Here is a 19849-nt window from a genome sequence, read left to right as displayed (position 1 = left end):
TCACTCCTTTACCGGCACGAGGCTGAGCCAGCCGTCACCCAACTCGATGGTCCGGGGTTTGTCCGGATCGAGGTCGTCACGGGTCAGTACCAGACGCCAGCGGTTGTTTTTCTGATCGGGACGATTGAACAATCCCACCACCGCCACGAACTGTGCTTCTTCATCCATGGGCATATTCAGAGAAACGCTGCCGTTGGGCATCACCAGCAGCTCTTTTGATGCCAGTACATCGTCCTTAAGTACCGTATCGGCATTGCGAAGCAGCGTCTGGTAATCGGCGGCATCAACCGCTTTCCGATCCTTGAGGAGATAAACCCGCACCATTGTTGCCAGCGGCGTCTGTGCGGCATCGGCGTTAATGGCCGTGCGTGGGGTAAAATCCAGATGCAGCGTTTTAATTTTCTTATAGAAGATGGATTTCGTGATGCTGACCGTACCGTCCGTGACGGTCTGCGTCAGACCGCAGCCTGCGAGAAGACCACAGGCAATAAGCGTCAGCGCCCACCAGCGGGTTACTGTTGCCATTCAAAAGTTCCTTTATTGAGAGAGGGAATACGTGATTAGTCGAAGCGGTAATGTCCGTCTTCTGCAGGTTGCAGTACCGAATAGTGAAGCCCTTCATAGCAACCCAGATTGACGGTCAGACTTTCCCGTGGCGTATTGAGTTTGCCTTCCTTCAGACCCAGTAAACCGGTTCTGCCCAGCTGTATACGCCTGCCCTTGCCCAGACGAGGCTCAGGGAGCAATCGCACAGGCACGGTGAGGCGCACTCGGGCGTCACTGCGGTAGCCGAGGTAGACACGCAGCAGGACCATCAAATCGGTATGAAGGACACCACCGGGTAACCAGCCTTCCGCCTCGTCAGGATCCGCTGTCTCCAGTGACACCAGGACCCGGCTGCATGCTTCTTTTGCGGTTTTACCCAGCGTGGCTCGCTGCGAAAGACGGATCTGGCTCCCGATATCCAGCCCGCTACGGTTATCGATATGCACCTTAACCGGATCGGGTTCGGTGATAATTGTCCGGGTATTCGGTGCCAGCAGGCTCACCAGGGCCCGGATGCCTTCAGCATTGCGGGTGGGTAATCGCATGGTGCCCAACAGGGCCAGGAAGCGTGAAACCGGCGTTGCCACCTGCTCAGCCGTGCCCGGTATACCAAGGCCGACCAGCCCCAGCAGACACTGTGATATGGCATCGCGGCCACCTGCCTCGAAGGTCGCCGGATAGGCATATTTTCGCCAGATCCGGTAATATTGTGTGGTGATCCGGTGACTGAAAATATCCAGAAATGAGGTGATCGCCTCGTGTCCTTCACGGCGCTGCGCAATGTCGTCCAGGTAGGTCGTCGGCAGAGGCGAATCCACGCCATACATGCCGAGGAATGTGGTGCGGACGGTCGGTGGCAATGTCGGTTGGTCTTCGTCGTTCTCCACCGCTTTCAGGGTACTGACCGGAAAACCCATACCAGGCCAGGGCCTGAAACGCACCGGATCGTCGCCCGGATGGCTGGTGGTACCCAGTTTCGGGGCGTCCGGATTTTCCTGCTCCAGCAGTTGGCAGAAACGATAGAAATTGGCCCGCCAGATATCTTTGTTAAGGGCCAGCGTCAGCCCGGTACGTGCTGGCTGTGATTCTCGCGCCATCTCAGTCGTTTCCCTGTCGGTTGCAGCACCAGCGTGAGCTGATTAAAGAGGTGAATATCGGCATAGAGCGCGAAGAACCGGTGCAGCATCTCCCCGAAGAGATTCACATCACCCTCGCCTGCAAAATTATCCATATTCAGCGTGACCTCAATGTCCACGCCCCGGAGCATAAAGCCCTTCTCAAAACGGCGGATCAGGGTGTGCTTCACGGAGACGATTGCTTCAAGCCGACGGCGGTTCATTTCATCGTCGGTCCAGTCATAGAGCGCCAGCGTCCCCCGCAGGACTTCAGGGTTATCCATCATACTGAGGAAGTTTGATCCGAGGTGACTCATCACCCGCCAGTGGAAACGGTCGTTTGCCGGGGGATACAGTGGCATGGTGGGGGCCGAGAGGTTCAGCACCCTGACGGGCACTTTGCCTGCTTTCACGGCCCTGTCCAGTAGTGTGCTTTCCAGTGCCTTACGCGGAAGCTGCCCGTTGGTACCGGTTATTCGCATCGAAAGGGATTCTGGTTTATCGGACAGCTGCTCCAGCTCAAACGAGCGGCCCCCGAGAATTAACCAGGTATCATACAGACCAGAGGGGCCGCGTTTCACGCGGGTATGGAAGTAACGCTCAGGGGCATCGTGGCGCATCATACCGCCCCGATGCCGGAAGCTGGTGAACGGTACATAGGGGTGTTTGCCATTTTTCACCGCACCGTGGATGTTATCGACGCTGTAAATCTCGGTGTGGCCATCCTGAAGGCGCAGCGGCCTGAGCAGATATTCATTATCCAGCGGATCCAGGGTCAGCGGGTCGGCTTCCAGAGTGAAGAGATTAATGACCGGTGCACAGTGCAGACGGAAGTTTTCTGTCTCAAAAGGCAGATCGGATGACCAGGCTTCACTGAGCACAATGTCGATTTCAAACCAGGTGCTTGTGGCAGAAAGCCCAATGCTGTCGAGTCCACGTAACTCAACAAACATAAACTTCGGACGGAAGCTGAAATACTCCAGCAGCAGCTGGTAACCGCTAAAGGCGGTATCGGCTTTCTTCCACAGTCCATCATTGTCATCAAAGCCCATGGGTTTGCACCAGCCATCGAACTGATGGCGTTCGATGTAGGTCCCGGCGTGACGGGCATACATGGCGTGAACACGACGGGTCATTGCCAGATGCAGCGCATAGCTAACTGGACTTTCTGCATTGAGGAAGATGGCGACCTTGTCGATCCCGGCTTGACTCCAGTCCACTTTTTCTGGGCATTCGAAGCGCAGACGGATAGCAGAGCGGCCATCGGTTTCCGTATGCAGGCGGGCGTCCGCAAGATGCAGTGGTTGCAGGGGAACATCGCGGGTCGTCCGGTACTGACAGGCGGTTTTGTGCGGCCCGACAGGACGAGACAGAACGGAGAAGCCTTCAGCCAGCATTTCGGCCTGACGCAGACTACGCCAGTCAGGCGAGAACTCGACGATGGCCAGCGACGGGATGGTCCGCATATAGTGTGGCCACAGCAGGCTCACCAGACCTTCGGTCAGCTCTGGCAGGTCGTCATCAAGCTTTTCACGCAGACGGCCCATCAGGAAAGCAAAGCCTTCGAACAGGCGTTCCACATAAGGATCGCGGGCGCCGGGTTTATCCAGATTAAGCATCGCAGCACGATCCGGATGAGCCCGGGCAAACTCTTTACCGGCTTCTCGCAGGTAGCGCATCTCTGCTTCGTAATAGCGCAGGGTTAAATCATCCATGCACGGCATTCCTGAAAATTATTAAAGAGAACATTAGCCACAGAGCACCATGGCACGGGCCGGGTCAATGGCGATCAGACCTGCCAATAGCGTATCCATCTCAGGCATCAGACGGGCTTTATCAGATTCGCTGCGACCGGCTTTCATGCGTAGCAGCTTCAGGCGTCGAGCCTGGACTTCAAATAACAGAGCGGGCTCCCAGTCTTCCAGCGTCAGCAGTGGCGCACGGGTAGTGAGTTCACCAAGCAGATGAAGCGCCATATCGTTTCGGCCATACTGCTCTGCCACCCGGGCCATGAGCAGGCGTATCAGCCAGCGATGGCGCGGGGTATCCATCCCCGGTCGGGACTGGAGCCAGGCAAGCGCTGCTTCAGGCCCTTCGGTGTCTCCCTTTTCCATGGCTTCGGACTCAAGAAGCAGCACATCGTCCGCCTGACCATTAACGACGGTAGCGGATTCATCGCCGTATATCAGGCCCTCTTCATTCACTTTTTCAGCAATCCAGGCAGTAGTGACTTCGTCGGCAAAGGGAGTGCCGTCATTCCATGCCAGCCCTTCAAGGCCCGGGAGGCGTTTAAGCAGCAACCGCAGATCGAACAGGACGGAGTCTGACCAGGTATCCCAGGGCTGACCCGCATGGCTGAGCCCCTGCCAGAGATACCACTGGAGATCGAGCCAGAAATGATTCACGCCTTCGCAATACATCTGGCTGGCCTGCTCAACCAGCTCGCCCCAGTTTTTCTGAAGGTAAAGGCGCTTCAACTGAGCTCGATACTCGGGTTTAGGCGGTACCAGGCGGGTGCGCCCGCTACTGTCCAGCGGAGGGATCTGATCGACCGTATCCCACCGCACGGTCTTTATCAGTCGATGAGAAGCCTGCCAGCCCTGCGGCTGCTCGCTTAGCCAGCGGGAAAGTAACTTTGCCTGGTCGAGTAAATCGCGGCCAGATTTCACGGCTGACAGCTGCGGTGAATCAGAATGGGCAGGTTCACGCCCGTGTTCCTGGGCACTGCTGTTCTGGGGGACCAGCGCTTCCATGCCACCCGAACGTGCCAGACGGTTTTCAAGAGCGGTACAAAGGCCTGCAAAAGACGGTTTCTCGGCTTCCGGCCAGTCAGCCACTGTGGATTCAAGCAGGCTGATAACGCCAGCCGTCAGACCGGCATCATTGCTGTCCACCTCGGGCCATAACAGCAGTGCATCAATCACTTTTGCACTGTTCAGCCACTCCAGCGCAGCTTTACGGGCTACGGGACGCCGGGGATGGCATGCCTGCCCGTAGCGGGTCAGCATCGCGACAAGCAGCAGTAAGCCTTCGGATAACCCTTTTTCACCGTCGCGGCTGAGTCGGGCCTGCACGTACCAGGTCACGACACGAATGTCTTTGGCGCATTCGCAAAGACACTTCTGGGCCAGCTCACACAATAACGCTGAATCGGTACCTGAAAGCTTGTTGATCTCCTCACGCATCAGCTGAAAATTATCATCATATGCGGGATCGTCCCCGGTTTCTGCCCCGGAGGTGAACGGGTGCAGCCAGTTATCCCAGAGCGACAGGGCATCATTTGCCCGCGAGATGAGGCGCTGCCTTTCTTCCTGCCTGGTGGCGCAGGCGGTTAACAGTTCTTCCGGTGAGCTCATTCTTTTTCCCGTTTGTTTGTCTCTTTCATAAACCTCACGACCGCTTCCAGAGAATCATCGTCCTTACCATTGACGATTTGCGGTAGCTTCCATTTCAGCAGCATACTTTTCTCCTCCCCCTGAGTGGGTTTGGCCTTCCAGTAGCTTTACCAGTGGGCTTTTCTGACATGGGGACGAAGGCGCCGATGGGGCGCGGAGGCGCTGTCCCCTGGTGTACCTGGCGCTGGATTATGCTTCAGCCAGTCGCTGAGCCATGCGCGACACTGCCGAAAGGTCATAAACTGGCATGGGGATGAGGATTCAGTTTCGTGCCATCGGTTCACTTTGCTGCAAATACCCTGAGACCAGCCTTCAACCTGTTTTTGCGAAAGCCAGTGCCGGGTAAATTTTCCCGCCCATCATTACTGGCGCTCTTCTCCGCCAGCTGCGACGCTAAAGATAGTGTCGGGCAGCGTGAATCCCTGAAGTTTCAGCAATGCCAGGGGACCTGTACCGAGCTCGCTACGCATCACAAACTTCAGAGGGTTGCCATCGGCGGTGATCCACACCAGTTGTGTACGGCTGGCGTCAAGCGGAGTGATGAGAGCCTTGTCCAGTAGGCGAATGAAACCCCAGTTGCCCTGGTTACTGGCATACAGCTGCATGCCGCTGTTCACACTACGCCAGCTGAGCGACACGCCAGGATAGTAAGTGTTTCCAGGCCAGGTGAAGCTTTGCCAGCTTTCCATCTGATTGAAGTAATCCAGGTTCTGCTCATCGAGGGTAAACTGCACTCTGGCAACATCCCGTGAAGGACGCGTCATCAGTTCGAAGTGAACACCCGCATCGCCCTGCGAAAACACGATATCTGACAGTTCCGCCAGCTGATTAATCGCCCGGAGGAAATCCGGGCTGACAACCATCCCCTGACTTGCGGAAAGGTCAACGACCCAGCGATTTCCCTCCTGGTGGAGGATCCCGCCAAGATTCGTTTTCAGGAAGGTCGTGATTCGACCTGAGTCGCTACGCAGGAACTGAGCCAGCAACGGCAACGAGGCATCGCTGCCGGTGGCTTTAAACGGATAGCGTCCCGCAAAGGCCTTATTCCACTGTTCGACAATGGTCGACTGCCAGCGAGCATTGAGGCTTCCCGCAGCCGGGGCAAGTACCTGCCGCCAGGCCAGATCAAGCGGTTGCACAAATAACGACTGGCCAAATCCATTCCACTCCTGCCCCAGACTCGCCGCAACCAGACTGCCATAGTCGCGGGTATCGGTCAGATCGATGGCTTTGCCCTGGAATACTGTCTGGGCCAGCATCTGCGACATGGCCTGCGGATCCGGGGCGCTGGTAACCTGCTGGAGTTTCAGGCGTACCTGCGTGACGCGGGCAAGCCAGGACTGGAAACTGAGGTTACCGTTGGCACCGGTGCCCTCTTTACCTTCCATCAGCCCCATCAGCGGTCCAAACACCTCATCGAGCGGCCCTTTTGGGCCCTGTGCCTGTTCAATAAACTGTCTGGCATTTTTTTTCTGACCGATCAGCTTTTTCGCCGAATCGACAATCGAATCGGCCAGTGCCTCGCCCTTTTGCCCTGTTTTGCCCTGCCAGGCCAGCGTGTTCATCAGTGCCACCAGCGGCGACTGACGGACATCGCCGATCAGGTTGAGCTGGGCAATCGCCTCAGAAAGTGACGTGGCTTCCTGCCACTGAATGCTGTTGACCATGTTCAGCCAGGCATTGCCAAAATCGGTAAAATAGCGTTCAGTCAGGCGGGCCTTCAGCGCCTCCGGGGAGATATCGCTCCCTGTCTGGTGCGTCTTATCCGTCAGTACCCAGTCAATTTCATCACGGCGTGTCTTGACGACCTCGTTAATCGCATCTTGAACCTGCTCTTCCCAGGCCTGGCGTGTAAACATTCCCGGGACGACTTCGTCAGTGCTGAATACCGTTGAGGCATCGGTGTCGCCTGTCATATCGGCAAGCGTTAAATCAGGCCAGTTGCTGGCCACGCGCTTCAGCATGTCCTGGTACAACCCGGATTCAGCGTTACGCTGGCCAATCTGTTTGAGCAGGATCTGACGGATCGTGCTGATTAATTCCGCGTCAGGCTTAATTTTCCATTCCGGATGTGCCGAGAGGTTTTGCGCATAAAAGCCTAGCAGTTTCGGTGCGAGGTCCTGCCATGTGCCATCCGGCACATTCTGGCGTTTCGGTAAGACTTTCAGCACGTTTTTTGCCAGCCAGCCTGCGTCCGCTTTGTCCGGACGGGCCAGCATCAGATAACTTTTGAGCACGTCGTAGGTATGCTGTGTACCCTGCATTCGGGCACCACTGGCAGGAGGCAGTTGCACAAAAGCATTCAGCTGCTGCCTGAGACTATCTGCGGTGGCATCCCTCATCAGCTGTGCGTTGTTTTTCGCATACAGCGGCCAGAGTGCGGCCAGCGTGTCGCTGTCCTGATTAAGACCAAATCGGGTATACCATGGAGCGCCGGTCGCCTCACGGTGTTGCAGACGGGCAATGGCTTGCTGGAGTACGAGCTGGTTGTGCAGGCGTTCTGCCAGGGGTTTTGTGGTATCCGCTGCCTGACTCGCCGTTTCCTGTGCCTGATAAATCTGGGTACGGTTAACGATCAGGGACAGCAGTGTACCGGCCCCCCACAGAACAATCAGGGAAAGGAGAATTAACCGCAGCATCTTCAGCCAGTCGAAGCCCAGCTTTCTGCCGCTGACGGCATCACAGTCATCAATGACGGCTTTCCAGGTCGGTGTGTCGAGGCGTGTATTTGGTACCGTTCCGGCAACGGCCAGTTCGGGGCTGAACATGACACCACGTAAACGCCAGGCCGCAGATCCCTGCATCAGCCCGCTGAGTAAAACAGCCAGACTGGCTTTCAGCTCCTGCCGCAGTCGGAGGGACAACTGAAGAAGACCAAAGTCAGCCGGATTATTCATTATCTGTGCCATACCTGCTTTTTGCAGGTGTAGCGCCAGTGTAGATAACCCTTCACCCGCACCTTTCACGGTGCCTTCCGGCCCGAATATGACCCCTGTCGCAGTCGTTTCCGCGTCCTGATGAACATCGGTAGCCTTATCAGTCAGCCACAGCCAGACAGGCGCCTGCCAGCCAAGCTGATGGTCGGCTTTCTGGCGGCAACGCAAGAAGGCATCCCGCTCGCTGTCCGTCGGGAGCGCTGAGGTACTCATCACCTGAATGATGCCATCAATCGGTTGCCCGGATCGCAGGCGTACCAGTTTTGAAAGGAAGATCTCATCCGGGAGTGACTGCGCATCACCGCCATAAATCAGCACGTTGCCGTCGCCTTCCTGCCAGAGGTCATGAGACAGGCCTGGGGCCGCTTTCTGGACGTCGTCCGGATTACCCATCACCAGCAGGATTCGCACCTTACGCTGCCAGCGGCGTCCATAGCGAAAGCGCAGGTGTTCGGACACGGCGTCTTCGCTGAAGACAAGCTCTTCTTCATCATCTTCGCTCGCAATGGTGCCTGTTGCCGGGGCGACCATCTGCGCCTTTTTCTGACCCCAGTGGAAATACAGCCCCGATTTACCTGCGAAGTCGAAGGCCTTCTCAATCAGCCAGCCGAATAAAAGCATCGCGGCAACCAGGATGGCACTGAACGTGAGGATCCGTAGCCCGTCATACGGCCCAAACCCCGTGGCCAAGGCGACATTTTCCGGAAAGGCATAAAAGAGAAATGCCACGATAACCGTCAGAAAAAAGGCGACAGTCACAACGGAGCCGATGAGTGTTTTTACTTTTACCTTAGACATTTTTGGGCGTTCCCTTGCGAACTTCTTCTTTGGTGATGACCGCTACCCAGATGTCGTCTTTGTCAGCGGCGGGTTGTGCGGCGATAACCTGTACTCCGCGCTGTTCAAAGGCTGCATCGGCAAGCGTGATGGCGACCCATGGGGCACCATGGCCGGTGTAGCCCAGCACCGGGTCGATACTGACGTTGTCTTCAGAAAGACTAAATTCCACACCGCTCGCCTCGCAGGCATTATTCCAGCCGCTTCCTGCTGTCAGACCCGGACCAGAAATCCAGCTGCCCCGGAGTAGGTCGGGACCGATGTTGGCCCAGAGCAATGCATGTTTAAGCGTTTTAGTCAGCATGGCCTCAGTTCCTCTTTCCGGGCGATGGAGACGTAATGCATCCGGATATGCGAGAGCTTTACGGTTGCTGAGCACCACCATCGAGACAGCGTCAGCGTCTCCTTCCTGAGGAGATGCAGGTAAAGACAGGGTGATGGCAACCAGGATCCCCGGGGTATCCCATCGTTTATCCAGCCAGGCATCCAGCGCGCTCAGTCCTTTTCCGGCCATCAGGCGAAATATCCTGCCTGTTTTGAGTAAGAGCTCGGCTTTTAGCTGCTCTTCAACCAGGGGATACAGGTCACGGTCACAGTCCAGCATCAGCCAGCATGGCAGCTCTGGTGGAAGTGGCTGAACGATTACATCCACACGCGTGGTCAGCTTAGTGACTGCTGCTTTGAGCGCTTTCGATAAATCCGTTTGATATTCTGTTAAGGCCGCGTACCTGACCGGTTTGTCACATCCTCTTGGGTGCGAGAAATCGATAGCGGGAGCGGCGAGTTTCATTACTTCCAGCAGATCGTCGGTTTTGTTTCCGGCCGGAGCCTGGATGTGCGTACCGAGGATCCAGCCGCAGCGCTGACCGCGCAGAATTTCACTGTCAATAAGCGCTTCTCGCTCAACATTACGGGACTCGGCTCCCACCTGTTCGGCTTTATAGGCAAACCGGCGTAAACCGAAAAGAAGCCCCCAGGTGCAAAACGGAAGCCCCATCGCGGTGAACCAGAAGACAAATCCTGTTCTTTCTGACGTCCAGCACCATAGCGTGAGTGCTATGCCCCCCAGCATGAGAAATGCCAGGAACAGTACCCAGCGAAGAGTGCCGGGGCGAGCTACCTTAGGGGCCTGTTCAGGGATGGCATCCAGCCAGACGGGCATAATCAGGCAACCTTGGCAGCGGCAAATGAACTAATCAATGTGCAACCACAGGCACATTTGTGACCGTGAAAGGCTACCGGGATACCATGATCAAGGTAATCAGGGTTTCCTTCTACGATGGTTGTAGGGCCATGCCCCGGAACCGGGCAGGACACTTTGTCGCCTTTGCGGGCAACACCGATACCACCGAATTTCATCGTATCGGAAGCGGTCAGGACCGAGCCGCCGTGAGTGGTTTTATCGCCTTTACGGATAATCTGGAGCATTATTAAATTCCTCTTCCTTGTCTCTTAACTAATTCATCATTATTTAATTCCCATATCTCAGTTGGGATCTTTTTATCCGTGCCGTCAATAGAGATTGAAGGGACTTTTATTATGAATGTTTCTGGGCCACTGGTTATTGATGGGTAATGCCCGCCACAGAAGTCAATTGTCTTCAGATGTTTGAATTTCTCATCATCCGTTTTGCTAAACACATGTAATGGGCCTCCATCGCATGCATTCCCCATTGGACTATCAATAAATATTATTATTTGTTTGCTGGCTTCGTACAAATATGAATGCGACCATACTGATGGTGCGCGATAAAACTCACACTTGTAACCATCAACAAGTTCGTCATTAATTTTTATGCTACATGTATTATTTTCTGAAGACGTGTTTATCCTTGGTGTTTCATCTGAAATAGCAAGACTATTAAATGTGAAGAATGCAAATAAAATACAGAGCAATAATTGTGTTGGTCTAAAGCCCATTTGACTAGCCTAAATTAACATTTATTACTGAGTTAGGGTTGAGTTTATTAACTCAACCCTGGTCGCCCTCTGATGCATGCTGTATACGAATTTTACTACTGTCGCTTTCTCGTTATGCCGGAGCTTTATGAGAGGCTCATTGGTTGTTACACCCTTCCAATGATTCTATCAATTTCACATATCTACCATTATTAAAATTAAATAAGGCCGTTTTGCATACAGGACTATCACTCTTGTTGATTGAGATAGATTGACCGGTTATTGCAATCATAGAACTATTTTTATAAGCATCCATCTCAAATGGAAGGCCAACAGGGGTACCATTATCAGAAATATCTGCATAATTATAACTACCATTATTATCTGATGGTAGTGTTGCTACAACTTCCCCTGATAGTTTATCAATAACCCAGCCACATACCCAATTATCACGAAGGCATTCTTTACCATGATCTCCAAAGTCTGTATAGATTCTAAAGTGCCCTGCAAAGTTAACAGTTTTTTTTAGTTGCTCTTGGGCTGCATTTTTCCAGTGTGGCGAGTAGTTTTTCTGCTCTTTATTAAAGTGAATATTTTGTTCAAATGGACCGTTGCTTACGGGAACCAGGTAGTCAGTAAACTGAGGATTAGAACTGTCTTGTGAGTATGCTCCAAAAGACAAGAGCATACATGACACAAAAAGCAAAAATTTGTTTGATTTTTTATTGCATCCCATTTTTAGAATCCTCAAGTAATTTGAAGCATAAATTAACCTCATAATATTCAGTTAAGTTAGATAGAAGAAAATCAAGTCCTGATTCTGGACTGTTACTCTACTTTTTCATCCATAACTATGCTTTTGATTTCATCATTTTTAAGAGCAAATGACAGTTCGTTATTTTTAAATTTATATGTCACTTTATTTTTGTCTAATTTCAAAGGATTTCCATAGGCAGAAATTATATTTTGAGTTGTATCCCCTATGGTAATGCCTCTTCTGGTCATGTATTTTTTGTTGTTGACGGTGATTGTCGTTATTCTATAAGCGTCGTAATCAGTTCCTGTCTGCTGGAAGTTGATGTTTGATGAGCGAATTGAAAATCCACTCCAGAAGTTATCAAAATATTTATACGTTTCATTCCCCGCAGTAATAAAATTACCTGAAATTCCAATGTCAGGTTGTTTATTTACTTCGCAGTCTCCCCATATTTTATAGAATTGCTCGTATGAACTACCTAGCTCGATATTTTTATATGGCGAAATAATGACAAAGTCGGACCTTGACACTTCCGGTGGGGAATTCGACGATTTAGATGGGACAACATCTAATGTTTCAGATTTTAGCCAGCCACTTACAACAGTCCCATTTTTCCTAGTGTACGTTCCAAATGTGTAACCATTACTTTTTAAATAAGAGTTAAAATCATCCCCTTTAATCAAAAAGAGATCTGGTAACTTATGTTTTTCGGATGGCGCAGAATAATAGAAAGATTTATATTGAACGATGTTTTTATTTATGAACTGTGTCTGAGAAAATGTTTCCCAATGTTCGTCGCAATTTGCAAGTGCAGAACCTGACAATAAAAAAAGAAGCATTAAAGAATTGATTTTCACAATGAAGAGTCCTTGTAAACTGGTATGTCAAAGGTAATATTCGCATCAGGGAATAAATCAAACATTTTTTTCATGTCATTTTTTTGGGCTAGTGCCCAGTTAATATCCGTAGCATACTGTCCTGTTGCAGGTGCTGCGGGGTTCCACCTCATCTTATATAAAGTATTTTTTGAGATTCCTTTTTTGTTGATGAAATTTTCGGATATCCATCTTGCTCCGCCATCAATGGCTTCATCAACAGAAAACCAACCCTTATTGTAGGCTAATTTTACGCCATTCTGAGGGTTGCTATTGAAAACACCAATCCCATACATGTTGTATACAGTTCGTCCATTGTATTCCTTGCTGCCATTCGCAAATGGGGCTCTACCATTATTGGTTTCAAGTAAAGAATGGGATACAAGATACACTTCACTAACGTGATATTTTGCAGCTGCTTCCAAATATATGGATGCTTTTCCGGAGAGAACTCCTTTACCGTCTAAAATTTTCGCAAGGTCATTTTCAGTCAAGCCAGAAGGTGCTGAAAGGTCAACGAATTGATAAATATCAGCGCCATTTATATGTTGCTCAGGGTTCATGTAATTACGAACCTGAGCTCTGGTAACAGCCCCCGTGTTACCGTAAACCGGACGATTGCCTCCAGTCAACGCCATTTGCTTACTTAGAGCTTCATCCAATGTACAATCATAATTGGTATAAATATAAGTAAAGCGGCTAATTTGTTTCAAACACCCTAAAAATTGTAATGGATGCATATGCCACAACGAAGGTCCCATTTTCTCAGTGGTCACATCCTGCATCCAGGCCATTTTATCAAGAAAATCTTCGCTATATTTCTTCCATTCTGGGGCTTCTTTTTTCAGCGCATTGAGGAAAGGTTGCCAGATAGCATCACCTTTTTTGAAGTACCAGTCGCTTGGATGTTTTACGATTGTTTTCTGAATAACGTCACGATAGTCGGGATTGTGAAGTGCTCTCCAGTACTCCATTGGCGAATATCGGCCACTTCCGCTGTCAATTTTATCCAGCAGACGCTGATAATTATGCTTCACGAGAGCATGACTGGTTCGCGTATCATCTATCGCGGCCTGGTAGAGCGAATCGATGAGGTTACGGAAGAATCCAGTAGGCTGGTTTTTCCCATCCAGGTAATCAAAACTGGTAGGCTCTGAGGTTTCAGTTCTGAAGTCTAGTTTCGCCAGATCATACTGTGACAGAAGTTGAGGCTCCGCCTGGCCTTTGGGCACATAGGCATTTTCCAGCCGTAGCTGCCAGTATTCTTGCTTTGTTGAGTTATCAGTTTCAGTTGTGACCTTACTCAACGGTAGAATGCCTGTCCGAGTTGTCGACGCCGAGCCCTTTGCGAAGGTGCCCTTCGCAACATCTTTTGTGAAAAGAGCAAGGCCAGGAGAATACTTCAACCAGAGCGGGTTTTTCTCCCCCACTTTTTCCGGGTTGGTCAGGAACTTCTCCAGATTATCATCCATGCTCGTGCATTCGATATGTACCTGGTATCGTGCCTCATAACCACCGTCTTTTGGTGCCTGATAGTAGCCCATGTGGCCAATCGGGTCACCGGCCTTAATAGCAAATGGAGAACTGAGGCTTACTGTCTTATCGAATACCATGACTTCCTTTGCGGGAGGAAGCAAATGCCGCCACCAGCCTGGACCGGCCCCCGGCGCTGGCTTAATATTGTTGTTATCCACAACAACCCAATAGCGCTGACCAGGTGTGAGGGTACTGCTGGTTTCTTCTGGTAATCCTTTCAGTGTTACAAGGCCATATTGTCGCTTGTTATTTCCTGTGGCGTTAAGATTGCTGTCTACTGGGCCCCACTCCACTCTAGCCCCTTTAGGCATGTGCCCTGCAATTTGTGGAGAAGTTTTATCTGAAGTCAGTTTTGCCGTCAGCCAGTCCATTTCAGAATATGCTCTTAGTGTATCCTGAGTGACCCACTGATTTTCTGCGTTGGCCTCATAAGCTGAGTAAGGCGCAAGGTGCATATACAGGGTGTAGAAATGCAGCCCGCTGGATTCCTTCTCTCCCGGTTGAATAAAGTGTCTAACCAGAACAAACGAACCGGAAAAGCTAAGCGGACCTGATTCCCATGCAATCGTCAGATAATCCTTGCAGACACGGTAAGCAACCACTTCCCCGTCAGCCATGCATCGCACAGCCTGCTCACCTTTAAAGGGGACCGGGAAATCTATCGCTTCAAGTGGGGACTTACCACTATGCGCACACCATGGCGTTGTGGCTTCGGTGATATGGATCCCACCATGCCACATGCCGCTGCGGCCTATCATGTACAGACCGGTAGATTCTCCGCCCAAATGAGAGAGGATCTCTTCCTGATTTTTGAACTCACTTCCCCGGTTATTGGAGGGGATCGGCCAGACAATTTTGGGTAAAACAGACACGATTCACACTCCCTGTCAGTCGTTAAATGACTTGCTGCTGATTTTGCTTTCCTGAGTGATATCCGTCAGGCTGAAATTGGGTGTTTCGTTGGGAAGATTTGCGCCTGCACCTGGCACCAGATAGTTAGACGTTTTCATAATGAACTCACCAGAGGAGCCGTGTTCAATGCCGTTCTTACTCAGCCTCAGGTAAGACCCACCACCGTTAAGCGTCAGTGTTTCAGGCGTGCTGATAATAATTTCGTCTTCACTACTGGTCACCGTCAGCTGCTTTTCAGAAAACAGGGCCATCGTGTTGTGCTGAGCCTGAATCTCGATGTCACCCTGGTTGGCAACCAACTTCGCCCCGTTTTTATGCACAAACAGACCAAGCGCTTTTTCAACGCTCACGGACAAATTTTTCATCGCACCGACATCAAGATGCTGCCCTGCATTGATCATGGTATTGCGGGTACTGCTGAGCTGAAGGTGTTCACCTGAGGTAAATGCCACGCCCTGTGGAGCACTCCCCAGCAGGACCGCAGACTGAAGGTCTTTGATTTTGTCGGTCACGAGACTAATCTGGGTATTGATGTCGCAGACCAGTGCTCCGGCGGCTTCAGCAGCGCTGTTCAGCGCCTGCATCTGGCTGTTGGCCTGGTTAATCTGGTTAATCGCAGGCGCCATTTCCAGTACCGGTCCCTGGGCTTTGGCCTGGGCATCCGCCGTCAGGAACAGCCCTTTTGCCGCACGTACAGCGCCATGTTCATCCGTTCGCAGTTCAAAACCGGCCCCGCGCTTTTCACGCTGGCTGTTGACCAGGTATCCCATGTTCAGCTGCGTTTTGCCATATTCCGTTGCGAGCTTGATATGCTCTTCCTGGCGCTTATCCTCCATCCGCAACTTATTGTTCGCCGGAGTGCGCCAGACGTTCCGCGTATGATTGTCACTGGTGACATGGTCCGGATGTTCTGAATCATGCAGGGCATAAGCGATGTAGGGACGATCCGGGTCTCCGCCGTCAAATACGATGGCCACTTCCGTTCCGTCGATAAGCGGGGAGTGGAATCCGTAGGTATCACCGGCATAGGGTTTTGCCAGCCGAAGCCACAAATAGGCATAGCCCTGTTCCGGACTGTTGCGGTCGAAGTCCAGTTTCACCCGGTAGCGCCCTTCCGGGTCGAGCCAGGAGTAGGTATCGCCTTTCTGAGTGCTTTCCACCCGGGCCGGAAGCGAGCCGGATATGACCGGGCGATTAAGTAATGCCGGACGCCAGCAGACGGTTTCGCTATAGGGGATGCCCTCAAACGTCAGCGTAAAGCTACTTTTGCGTGAACCGCTGGTGCGTACCGTGGTGATGACGATACCGCCTTTTACGGCATCGGGTAATGAGCCGTCCGTTTCCAGTACCTGACCCGGTGCCAGATGAGGGCTGGAGGAATGACCTTTGACGTGATACTGCGCGTTCAGAATGCGTTCGTGACGCAGACGGGCGAAGTATGCCCCGGTCTCTGTACTTTCAGCGTCACCTGCTGTCAGGAAAGGCTCCGCATAATGGTACGTTTCCCCGGTGGTGATCCCCTCTTTGCTGAAAATACTTTCGGTGCTGTCCTGAGGCGTCAGTGCATCACGGTAGTTGTAGTCACGGGTGGCCACACTTCCGCTTACCACGTTATATGCAGTCTGAATATCCCAAATGCTCTCCTGCCCGCTGTCACTCATCCCGGCCTGGTTGCGTAATGGCAGCGTGACACCAAATTCATATTGCTGCTGGCTGTCCTGAAAAATCACCACGTCCTGCTCAAGACGGCTGTCCATTTCATAGCGCCAGTAAATGCCCACCTCCGCCAGCAGGCGCTGGATAAATGCCAGATCGGTTTCCCGCCACTGGGTAATGAGTTCGCGGGCCGGATAGTCACGAGACAGATGGAACTCAAAATCAGGACCTTCAAGTCCGTGCTTACGCAATACCCGTTCAACCACTTCTGTAACTGACTGATTGAGGTAGATTTCGCTCCCTTTCGTATAGTCCAGAAGGGCGATACGTGGAACGATCGTCAGAGCGTAACGGGTCTCATCATTCGAGGTGGACACGCGCCGAAATGACTTAACCACGCCGAATATCGTCCGGACCGGCAGCGCTGGTGTCCCGTCAAACACGGGTGTCTGGAAAGTAAATGACGCCGGTTTCAGCAGTAACGTGTCGCAGGCGATATCCGCAGAGGTGCAGGTCACCGCCACGTCATACCGCCAGGGCTGGCTGAGTGACTCCACCGCACTGAAGCACAGCACATCCAGAAACTCAGTGCAGCCATGCACGTCTACGCGATAGCGTGACTGGCCCAGCAGTTGTTGTATCTGGCTGTTTGCCTTGCTTATTAAAGAATCAGTCATGACGCCACCACTTCTGTATTTTCATCGAAGGCCAGCACAATCCCTTCATCATCCCAGGTCAGCTGTAGCGAGGACGGTTTTTGTTTTGCCGCCATATGGCTTAATAACTGCTGGCTCAGAACCGGCAGGATCTGCTGATTAAGCAGGCTGTCCACGTTGCGGGCTCCGGTGTCCGGCAGCAGACACGCTGTCGTCAGCGTGTCGATGAGGCTTTCATCAATGTGAGTGGAAATACCGTAGTGGCGTTGCAGGCGTGTGCTCACCTGTGCCAGCTTCATACCGACGATGGTACGCATGGCATCCGTTGCCAGCGGGCGGTATATCACCGTCTGGAAGCGAGCCAGCAGCGCTGGCTGGAAGTGATCGCGCAGGATCGGACGTAACAACTCGTGCAGATCGCTCTCAGTGGCTTCTGGTTGTTCTTCCAGCAACTGCATCAGCGGGTCACTGCCCAGGTTGGACGTCATCAGGATCACGGTATTGCGGAAATCAATTTCACGCCCTTCCCCGTCGCGCATAAAGCCCCGGTCAAACACCTGATAGAACAGGTTCATCACATCCCGGTGTGCTTTCTCCACTTCATCCAGCAGCACCACGCTGTAGGGCCGCTTACGCACAGCCTCGGTGAGAATGCCGCCCTGGCCGTATCCTACATACCCCGGTGGAGAGCCTTTCAGTTGCGAAACGGTGTGCGACTCCTGGTATTCCGACAGGTTGATAGTAATGAGCGATTTTTCACCGCCATACATAACGTCAGCCAGCGCCAGTGCGGTTTCTGTTTTACCCACTCCGCTTGGACCCACCAGTAAAAACACACCCTGCGGACCGTTTTCCGGCGTCAGTCCGGTTTTTGACGCTCTCAGGCGCTGGGCAATGGCATTCAGTGCAGGACTCTGGCCAACTACACGGGTTGCCAGCTGTTCTTCAAGCGTCAGTAATTCGGTTTGCTCGTCCTTCATCAGCGACGAGAGAGGAACCCCTGTCCAGTCGGCGATCACGATCGCGACGGTGCGGACATCAACATCCAGACCCAGCAGTGGACTGTTATTCTGAATCTGAGAAAGCTCGTGCTGAAGGGCGGAGAGTTCCTCCTGGCGGCTAATGTCTTCACGGCAGGCTTTCAGCGAGTCGGTGAGCTGCTTCTCGGTCTCATACTGTGACTGAAGGGCCATTTTTTGCTGACTGAGCGCCTGGGTCCGTTGTTCAATCTGCGGCAGACGACTGGCATCAACACTGTTACCCAGCGAAATATCTTCCAGTAACTCCTGCTGCTCCATGCCAAGCGCAGTCAGTTCAGCCTGCAACCGGGTAAGCTGTTCCGGCAGCGTGTCCAGGCTCATCCGCACCCGGGCCGCTGCGGTATCCAGCAGGTCCACTGCTTTATCTGGCAACTGGCGTCCGGTCAGATAACGACGGGACAACGTCACCGCTGCGCGGACGGCATCGCCGGTAATATGTACACCGTGGTGTTCGGCATAGCGTGATTTCAGGCCACGCAGCATCAGGCAGGCGGTGTCATCATCGGGCTCATCAACCTTGACCATCTGGAAGCGGCGCTCCAGGGCTGCGTCACGTTCGAAATACTGCTTGTACTCACTCCAGGTGGTGGCCGCAATGGTTCGCAGTTCGCCGCGAGCCAGAGCCGGTTTCAGCAGGTTGGCTGCATCTGCCCCGCCCGCCTGATTACCGGCACCAATGATGGTGTGTGCTTCATCGATAAAGAGCAGCACCGGCACCGGGGAGTGCTGGACGGCGTCGATGATATTCTTCAGTCGCTGCTCAAATTCACCCTTTACACCTGCTCCCGCCTGAAGCAAGCCCAGATCCAGGGTCCTGACGATGACAGGCTTAAGACTTTCGGGCACATTACCTTCAGCGATACGCAGCGCCAGTCCTTCAACCAGGGCCGTTTTACCCACGCCGGGTTCACCGACCAGGATCGGGTTGTTCTTACGGCGTCTGGAGAGAATGTCCACCATCTGACGGATTTCGTTATCGCGTCCAAAGACCGGGTCAATCTTTCCTTCCCGGGCACGGGCGGTCACATCGACCGTAAAGCGATTAAGAACGGACTCTTCCTGTGAAACGGCAGGCTGCGCACTTCCTCCTTCAGCCTGGTGTTGTGCTTCATGCTGTAACGGTGCGGCCCGCCCAATAATGCTGACATTGCAAAGCTTCTCACTGAGCGCAACGTCATGCCGCTCATCCGACTGGGCTTCCAGCAAGGGACGTAACCTTTCCAGCTGGCTGGTGGTCAGCGTCATCAAAGGCCAGAGGCCATCACAGCGTATCAGCCCGGACGTTTCAACCATGGCCGTAAGCAAATGAATGCTGCGGATCTGCTCATCTCCGGCAAGCGTGGCGGCAAGCCAGGCCTGTTTCAGCAGGGTCTGGAGAGACGCTGAGAGCTCCGGTCGGGTGCGGACAGAACGTGGCTGTGCATCCAGCCAGCTCAGGAGTGACTGCCAGACGGTATCCATATCCCATTCATAACGGCGGGCGAGAACGGTCAGATCACCTTCGCCCTGCTCCAGTAATTTTAACAACCAGTGCTCAGGTGTGATTTCTGCATGCGCACGGGTCTGGCATAAAGAGGCTGCACCTTCCAGCGCTCTGGCGCAGTAAGGGTTAAGTCGTCGTAACAGGACTGCTGAATGATGTTCCATGTCGTTCCCTCGTGTTCAGGCACGCTACCGCCCCTGGCCGTCA

The 19849-nt window shown here is 52.7% G+C and carries 13 protein-coding genes; all 13 read right to left on the bottom strand.

All coding sequences use genetic code 11. The features are described from left to right. The gene (gene tssJ / locus ACMGG3_RS03830) at nucleotides 1–525 is read right to left on the bottom strand and encodes a type VI secretion system lipoprotein TssJ (protein WP_414149599.1); all 525 of its coding nucleotides are present in this window, start codon (nucleotides 523–525) and stop codon (nucleotides 1–3) included. 35 nt (nucleotides 526–560) lie between these two features. Further along, nucleotides 561–1643, bottom strand: a complete 1083-nt coding sequence (tssG, locus tag ACMGG3_RS03825) for a type VI secretion system baseplate subunit TssG (RefSeq protein ID WP_414149598.1) — start codon at nucleotides 1641–1643, stop codon at nucleotides 561–563. Further along, on the bottom strand, nucleotides 1607–3376 hold the full coding sequence (gene tssF / locus ACMGG3_RS03820) for a type VI secretion system baseplate subunit TssF (protein WP_414149597.1): 1770 nt from the start codon (nucleotides 3374–3376) through the stop codon (nucleotides 1607–1609). Before tssF ends, tssG begins: the two co-directional genes overlap by 37 nt. 33 nt (nucleotides 3377–3409) lie before the next feature. After that, entirely contained in the window at nucleotides 3410–5017 is a 1608-nt protein-coding gene (tssA, locus tag ACMGG3_RS03815) for a type VI secretion system protein TssA (RefSeq protein ID WP_414149596.1), read from the bottom strand. A gap of 401 nt (nucleotides 5018–5418) precedes the next feature. Beyond that, nucleotides 5419–8790, bottom strand: coding sequence for an ImcF-related family protein (locus tag ACMGG3_RS03810; protein ID WP_414149595.1), 3372 nt, complete (start codon nucleotides 8788–8790; stop codon nucleotides 5419–5421). After that, nucleotides 8783–9991 carry a hypothetical protein gene (locus ACMGG3_RS03805; protein WP_414149594.1) on the bottom strand — a complete coding sequence of 403 codons (1209 nt, stop codon included), beginning with the start codon at nucleotides 9989–9991 and terminating at the stop codon, nucleotides 8783–8785. The genes ACMGG3_RS03810 and ACMGG3_RS03805 overlap by 8 nt, the downstream gene beginning before the upstream one ends. 2 nt (nucleotides 9992–9993) lie before the next feature. After that, the gene (locus ACMGG3_RS03800) at nucleotides 9994–10257 is read right to left on the bottom strand and encodes a PAAR domain-containing protein (RefSeq protein ID WP_063925123.1); all 264 of its coding nucleotides are present in this window, start codon (nucleotides 10255–10257) and stop codon (nucleotides 9994–9996) included. Between the two features lie 2 nt (nucleotides 10258–10259). Next, nucleotides 10260–10748, bottom strand: a complete 489-nt coding sequence (locus tag ACMGG3_RS03795; RefSeq protein ID WP_414149593.1) for a hypothetical protein — start codon at nucleotides 10746–10748, stop codon at nucleotides 10260–10262. Nucleotides 10749–10884: 136 nt separating this feature from the next. Beyond that, a complete protein-coding gene (locus tag ACMGG3_RS03790; RefSeq protein ID WP_414149592.1) occupies nucleotides 10885–11463 on the bottom strand; it encodes a hypothetical protein in 579 nt (192 codons plus the stop codon). Nucleotides 11464–11555: 92 nt separating this feature from the next. Further along, entirely contained in the window at nucleotides 11556–12341 is a 786-nt protein-coding gene (locus ACMGG3_RS03785) for a hypothetical protein (RefSeq protein WP_414149591.1), read from the bottom strand. After that, nucleotides 12338–14767: a glucosaminidase domain-containing protein gene (locus ACMGG3_RS03780; RefSeq protein ID WP_414149590.1), complete on the bottom strand. Its 2430-nt coding sequence runs from the start codon at nucleotides 14765–14767 to the stop codon at nucleotides 12338–12340. The genes ACMGG3_RS03785 and ACMGG3_RS03780 overlap by 4 nt, the downstream gene beginning before the upstream one ends. A 15-nt stretch (nucleotides 14768–14782) precedes the next feature. After that, nucleotides 14783–17140, bottom strand: coding sequence for a type VI secretion system Vgr family protein (locus ACMGG3_RS03775; RefSeq protein ID WP_414149589.1), 2358 nt, complete (start codon nucleotides 17138–17140; stop codon nucleotides 14783–14785). Then, nucleotides 17137–19806, bottom strand: coding sequence for a type VI secretion system ATPase TssH (gene tssH, locus ACMGG3_RS03770; RefSeq protein ID WP_414149588.1), 2670 nt, complete (start codon nucleotides 19804–19806; stop codon nucleotides 17137–17139). Before tssH ends, ACMGG3_RS03775 begins: the two co-directional genes overlap by 4 nt. Between the last annotated feature and the right edge of the window lie 43 nt (nucleotides 19807–19849).

This window comes from Enterobacter sp. BNK-18, assembly GCF_047456135.1.
Classification (GTDB): domain Bacteria; phylum Pseudomonadota; class Gammaproteobacteria; order Enterobacterales; family Enterobacteriaceae; genus Enterobacter; species Enterobacter ludwigii.
Note: the sequence above shows the minus strand (reverse complement) of the source record. Positions and strands in the feature narration are given on the sequence as shown.

Coding starts and splice junctions, on each gene's coding strand:
- tssJ (WP_414149599.1), bottom strand. CDS start 525: ATGGCAACAGTAACCCGCTGGTGGGCGCTGACGCTTATTGCCTGTGGT.
- tssG (WP_414149598.1), bottom strand. CDS start 1,643: ATGGCGCGAGAATCACAGCCAGCACGTACCGGGCTGACGCTGGCCCTT.
- tssF (WP_414149597.1), bottom strand. CDS start 3,376: ATGGATGATTTAACCCTGCGCTATTACGAAGCAGAGATGCGCTACCTG.
- tssA (WP_414149596.1), bottom strand. CDS start 5,017: ATGAGCTCACCGGAAGAACTGTTAACCGCCTGCGCCACCAGGCAGGAA.
- ACMGG3_RS03810 (WP_414149595.1), bottom strand. CDS start 8,790: ATGTCTAAGGTAAAAGTAAAAACACTCATCGGCTCCGTTGTGACTGTC.
- ACMGG3_RS03805 (WP_414149594.1), bottom strand. CDS start 9,991: ATGCCCGTCTGGCTGGATGCCATCCCTGAACAGGCCCCTAAGGTAGCT.
- ACMGG3_RS03800 (WP_063925123.1), bottom strand. CDS start 10,257: ATGCTCCAGATTATCCGTAAAGGCGATAAAACCACTCACGGCGGCTCG.
- ACMGG3_RS03795 (WP_414149593.1), bottom strand. CDS start 10,748: ATGGGCTTTAGACCAACACAATTATTGCTCTGTATTTTATTTGCATTC.
- ACMGG3_RS03790 (WP_414149592.1), bottom strand. CDS start 11,463: ATGGGATGCAATAAAAAATCAAACAAATTTTTGCTTTTTGTGTCATGT.
- ACMGG3_RS03775 (WP_414149589.1), bottom strand. CDS start 17,140: ATGACTGATTCTTTAATAAGCAAGGCAAACAGCCAGATACAACAACTG.
- tssH (WP_414149588.1), bottom strand. CDS start 19,806: ATGGAACATCATTCAGCAGTCCTGTTACGACGACTTAACCCTTACTGC.